Origin of the sequence: Protofrankia sp. Cj3 (assembly GCF_917627355.1) — a bacterium.
Taxonomy (GTDB): Bacteria; Actinomycetota; Actinomycetes; order Frankiales; family Frankiaceae; genus Protofrankia.
Genome location: NZ_CAKJTR010000177.1, coordinates 4,889 through 10,140 on the forward strand (window position 1 = coordinate 4,889; position 5,252 = coordinate 10,140).

Genomic DNA, 5,252 nt, shown 5'->3' on the forward strand with positions numbered 1-5,252 from the left:
GCGGCGGATTGACGATGAGCTAAGAGCACCCGAGGATAGGGCGTTCGATCAGCGAGCGGCTCATCCGTGCCCGATCCGGCAAGGCGGCGGAGGAAGGCGCCCTGGTGCTGGGCGCCGACTGACGACAACGCGGCCGGGCGGGACGCGGGGAGCCGCGAGCCGGACAGTCCTATCCTCGGGCGCTCTAAGGACGCCCGGCTACAGGCGTGCGCACCAGCCCCGCGACGCCTGTTCCGCCGCTCAGTCCATACCTTGCCGAATTAGCTTACTAATTATATTCTCTTTTAGAATATCGCCTGTAGCCAGGAGCTGCCGTGAACTTCGCCTTCAGCGAGGAGCAGGAAGAGCTACGCCGCACCGTGCGTGACTTCCTGGAGGATCTTTCTCCGGAATCCGAGGTCCGGCGTCTCATGGAAACCACCGAGGGTTACGACTCGGGCGTGTGGACGAAACTGGCGGGCGAACTCGGCCTGACCGGCCTCGCCATCCCCGAGGAGCACGGCGGTGCCGGCTACGGCTTCGTCGAGGTGGGCATCGTTCTGGAGGAGGCGGGTCGCGCGCTGCTGTGTGCGCCGTACTTCTCCACGGTCGTCCTCGCGGCGACAACGCTCGTCGCGAGTGGTGACGACGCCGCGCAGAAGGACTTCCTGCCGGGCATCGCCAGCGGCGACATCCGCGCCACGCTTGCGTTCACCGAGGAATCCGGCCGCTGGGACGCCGACGGGATCACACTTCCCGCGACCCGCAGCGGCAACGAGTGGCGGCTGAGCGGGTCCAAGACCTACGTGCTTGACGGCCATACCGCCGACCTCGTCCTGGTAGCGGCCCGCACCACCGCTGGAGTCAGCCTGTTCGCTGTGCCCGGTGACGCGCCCGGTCTCACCCGGACCGCCCTGCCGACCATGGACCTCACCCGCAAGCAGGCCCGGCTCGACTTCGACAACACCCCCGCCAGGCTGATCGGTGCCGACGGCGACGGCGCAACGGTTCTCCCGCGCGTTCTCGACACAGCGGCCATCGGCCTCGCCGCCGAGCAGGTGGGCGGTGCCCAGAAGGTCCTGGAGATGGCCGTCGAGTACGCCAAGATCCGGGTACAGTTCGGCCGGCCCATCGGTTCCTTCCAGGCCATCAAGCACAAGTGCGCGGACATGCTGCTCGACGTGGAGTCGGCCAAGTCCGCCGCGTACTACGGCCTGTGGGCGGCAGCCGAGAGCAACGACGAGCTGCCGGTCGTGGCCAGCGTGGCCAAGTCCTACTGCTCGGACGCGTTCTTCCACTGCGCTGCCGAGAACATCCAGGTACACGGCGGCATCGGCTTCACCTGGGAGCATCCCGCCCACCTCTACTTCAAGCGGGCCAAGACCTCGCAGCTCCTGCTCGGCGACCCCGCCTACCACCGCGAACAGCTCGCCCAGCGGATAGGCATCTAGGGCCGCCGGCCGCGTGACCGCGGTTCTGTTCGCGCGGCCGGAGACCTCGGGCGAGCTCAGCCGAAGGGCGTCCGCCGGCGACGCCACAAGCGTGTGCGACCAGACACCTCCCTGTTACCCGGCGACGCAGATCGAGCATCGATCAGCTAGATTATTGTCCAAGCGACCGCGCAGGGGACACCTCTACTCACCCGCCTCCGGCACCCAACGCCGGGTCACCACTCCCGTTCCGCGGCGGTGCCAACGAGCAGGAGGAATCCATGGCGACCGAAGACCGGGTCCGTGTGCCCAAGGCCGGCGAGATCGTCGCCAGCCATCTGCGCCGGCAGATCATCCTAGGCAAACTCGACGAGGGGACAGCGCTTCCGTCCGAGGCGGTTCTCATGGAACGCTTCGGGGTCTCTCGGCCAACCCTACGCGAGGGGTTCCGGGTCCTGGAGTCGGAAGGGCTGATCAGCGTACGCAGAGGCGCCCGCGGCGGCGCCCGCGTGCACCTGCCGACCGGGGACACCGCAGCCCGGTACGCGGGTGCGATCCTCCAGTACCGGGGCACCACGCTCGCGGACGTCTACGAGGCACGCGCGCTGCTGGAGTCCCGCGCCGCGGGCCTGCTCGCCGACCGGCACGACGACGATGACCTCACGCGGCTCAACGAGACGCTGGCCAAGTGCCAGGAAACCCTCGACGACCACGAACAGTTCATGTTCATCGATGCGGAGTTCCACCTCCTCGTCGTCGAGCTGGCGGGCAACCGGACGCTCCGGCTGCTGGTCGGGATGCTGTACCGCATTGTCGAGTCCGCCACTATGTCCTCGCACATGGCGCGCGTCAGCAACCCCGACCAGCAGCAGACCCTTGTCGGCAAGGCACATCGGGCCAACACCAAGCTCGTCCAGCTCATCCGCAATCACCAGACCGAGGATGCGGAGGCCTTCTGGCGCCGGCACCTCACCGCCGTCGGCAAGATCCTTCTGGAGGACGCCGACAAGCAGACCGTCCTCGATCTCCTGAGCTGAGTTCCACGTCCAAGGGTGCCAAAGCGCCCGGTGGCCTCTGTCTTTCACTGAGCTCGGTGGCGGGGCTGGCCTTGACCAAACGTGGCCGAACAGGTCGTACAAGCGCCGCTGGTCTGCGCCCCCGGCGGTGAGCACCCGTTCCTGACCCGACAACGTAGGTGACATATGCTGTCAGTGTTGTAGTCGGGTGATGAGGAGGCCGGATGACCTGGTCGATCATCGTGGTTGAGCCGGCACTGTCGTGGCTGCACGCACTCCGTCGCGGCGACCGCCGGACGCTCCTACTGATCAGCCAGGCAATCCAAGCGCTCAGTATCGAGGGTCCGGCCCTCGGCCGGCCCCTCGTCGACACGGTGCGGGGATCCCATCTGGCCAACCTGAAGGAGCTACGACCCGGGTCGGCGGGAGCGAGCGAGGTACGTCTCCTGTTCGTGTTCGACCCGCAGCGCCAAGCGGTGATCCTGGTCGGCGGCGACAAAGCCGGCACCTGGCAGAGCTGGTACCGCAGTGCGATCCCGCTCGCCGAGGCGGCGTACGCCGACCACCTCCGGCGGATGGAGAAAGGAGAAGACCGATGAGCGACCACCGGGCCGACCCGGACGCGCGCTCCTGGGAGGAGCTCACCCGGGAGTTCGGGTTCACCGACGCGGAACACGCTGAGATCGACGCCGGCGCGCAGCGGATGATCGCCGAGGCTCGTGCTTTCCGTCTGGCCGAGGTGCGTCGGCGTCAGCACACCACCCAGGTCGAGGTGGCCACGGCGATGGGCGTGACCCAGGCGCGGGTGTCCCGGATCGAGAAGGGGCAGCTGGAGCGGAGCGAGGTCGACACCCTCGCCGCCTATGTGCAGGCACTCGGCGGGAAACTGAAGATAATCGCTGACTTCGGGGACGAGTCATTTGTCCTCGGGTGATGCCGACGCTCGGCGCTGCGCCGGGACTCTCATGTCGGGCTGAAGGGTTCCGGCTTGTCGGAGACAACGGACCGGAAGCTCTCCACCTGATCCGTGTGTTTCCCTTGACCAGGGCGGCCACCCGCCTGCTGGCCGAGATCCGCGAGCAGGGCTATCCGGATAAGCAGCACCCTGCTCGTGTGCCACCTCCCAGCAGGGACACCCCGACCCCGCACGCGTCCCGCCGTCCCCACGTCACCGGGTCGACTGGCTTATGATCAGGCACGAGAACCTGCCCGATCACCGGCGGTGGCACCGAGACGACCTGGTCGCAAGCTGTCCGCAGATGACCGTCCTGGCCGCCCAGGTACGCGCGTTTACCTCCTACCCACCGAGCGCCGCAGCGAAGACCTCGACACGTGGATCAAAACCGTGCGGGACGACGACCCGCCCTGCATACTGTCGTCGCCAGCCTCGAGAACGACCACGAGGCGGCGACCCGCAAGGGCGGCGTCGGGTTCGCTCCGAACCTCGCGACCTACGACAGCACCGACGACGTGCTGGTCATCGACCCGCGGCCAGGCAACGCAACATCCAACAACGCTGCGGACACCATCGCCACCCTGACCCGGGCTGCCGCAACGCGACCGTCGCTCCCCGCCCTGCCCCGCCATACCCAACCGCGGCCGGCGTCAGACGATGCCGGCCGCCCGCAGCGCCCGCACCTGCGCCGGTTCGTAGCCGAGGTCCGCGAGCACCCCGTCGGTGTGCTCGCCCAGCGCCGGCACCGGCCCCATCCGCACCGACCACTGCGGCGAGATCGGCGGCGGCAGCAACGCGCGCAGCGGGCCGACCGGCGAATCGATCTCACGCCACCGGTCCCGAACCGCCAGCTGCGGATGCCTGACAAGATCGGTCACCGAGTTCAGGCGCGCATTGCCGATCCCCGCCTTGTCCAGCTGGGCCTGGGCGTCGGCCAGGAGCTGTCCACCCGCCCACTCCCCCAGTACCGCGTCGACCCTGGGCCGGTCCCGGACCCGGTCGGCGTTACCGGCCAACGACGGATCCGTGACAAGATCCGAGCGGCCGAGCACATCCTCGGCGAGGCGTTGCCATTCACGGTCGTTCGTCGTCCCCACCACGAGTACCTGATCGTCGGCGGTCCGATAGGCGCCGTAGGGCGCGACCGACGGCGAGCTCACACCGTTGGGCTCCTGATCGAGACCAGTGCCCAGCGTGTAGTAGAGGGGATACCCCATCCACTCGGCCGCCGCGTCGAACAGGCTGACCGAGATCTCCGCCCCCGTGCCGGTACGGCCTCGCGCGAGGAGAGCGGCCAGGACACTGGAGTACGTGTACATGCCGGCGGCGACATCGGCGAGCGGGATGCCCGGCTTCGCCGGCTGCCCGGGGAACCCGGTCACCGAGCATGACCCGGTCTCGGACTGCACGAGCAGGTCATAGGCGCGCTTCGCGGCCAGTGGCCCACCCTCCCCGTAACCGGAGATGTCGACGGCCACGGCCCGCGGATGGCGTTCCAGCACCTGATGGGCGGCCACGCCGAGCCTGGCGGCGGCACCGGGCGCGAGGTTCTGCACGACGACGTCCGCGCGCTCGATCAGGCGTGCGAGGACCTCGGCGCCCGCGGGTTTCTTCACATCGAGCGCGAGCGACTCCTTGCCCCGGTTGAGCCAGACGAAGTGGGCGCCCATGCCGTTCATGGCCTGGTCGTAGTCACGGGCGAAGTCGCCACCGCGCGGGTTCTCGACCTTCACGACCCGGGCGCCGAGATCCGCGAGATGCCGGGTGGCGAGCGGAGCGGCGACAGCCTGCTCCAGGCCGACCACGAACAGGCCCGCCAAGGGTGCGCAAGGCTGTCTCTTATACACATTTCCGAGCCCACGAGACATCTCT

Annotated in this window: 5 protein-coding genes; 4 read left to right on the forward strand and 1 reads right to left on the reverse strand. The window is 68.4% G+C overall.

The window, feature by feature from the left end; translation table 11 throughout:
* The first annotated feature begins 314 nt into the window (after positions 1 to 314).
* The 4 genes from MJ783_RS18995 to MJ783_RS19010 all read left to right on the forward strand — a co-directional run bounded on the left by MJ783_RS18995 (position 315) and on the right by MJ783_RS19010 (position 3,359).
* Complete coding sequence (locus MJ783_RS18995) at positions 315 to 1,430, forward strand: acyl-CoA dehydrogenase family protein (RefSeq protein WP_239312224.1); 1,116 nt, start codon at positions 315 to 317, stop codon at positions 1,428 to 1,430.
* Between the two features lie 260 nt (positions 1,431 to 1,690).
* Positions 1,691 to 2,446: a FadR/GntR family transcriptional regulator gene (locus MJ783_RS19000; protein WP_239312226.1), complete on the forward strand. Its 756-nt coding sequence runs from the start codon at positions 1,691 to 1,693 to the stop codon at positions 2,444 to 2,446.
* Between the two features lie 203 nt (positions 2,447 to 2,649).
* Positions 2,650 to 3,024, forward strand: coding sequence for a type II toxin-antitoxin system RelE/ParE family toxin (locus tag MJ783_RS19005; RefSeq protein ID WP_239312227.1), 375 nt, complete (start codon positions 2,650 to 2,652; stop codon positions 3,022 to 3,024).
* Positions 3,021 to 3,359 carry an XRE family transcriptional regulator gene (locus tag MJ783_RS19010; RefSeq protein ID WP_239312229.1) on the forward strand — a complete coding sequence of 113 codons (339 nt, stop codon included), beginning with the start codon at positions 3,021 to 3,023 and terminating at the stop codon, positions 3,357 to 3,359. The genes MJ783_RS19005 and MJ783_RS19010 overlap by 4 nt, the downstream gene beginning before the upstream one ends.
* 671 nt (positions 3,360 to 4,030) lie before the next feature.
* Here the strand turns inward: MJ783_RS19010 and MJ783_RS19015 are convergent.
* Positions 4,031 to 5,248: a CaiB/BaiF CoA-transferase family protein gene (locus MJ783_RS19015; RefSeq protein WP_239312231.1), complete on the reverse strand. Its 1,218-nt coding sequence runs from the start codon at positions 5,246 to 5,248 to the stop codon at positions 4,031 to 4,033.
* Between the last annotated feature and the right edge of the window lie 4 nt (positions 5,249 to 5,252).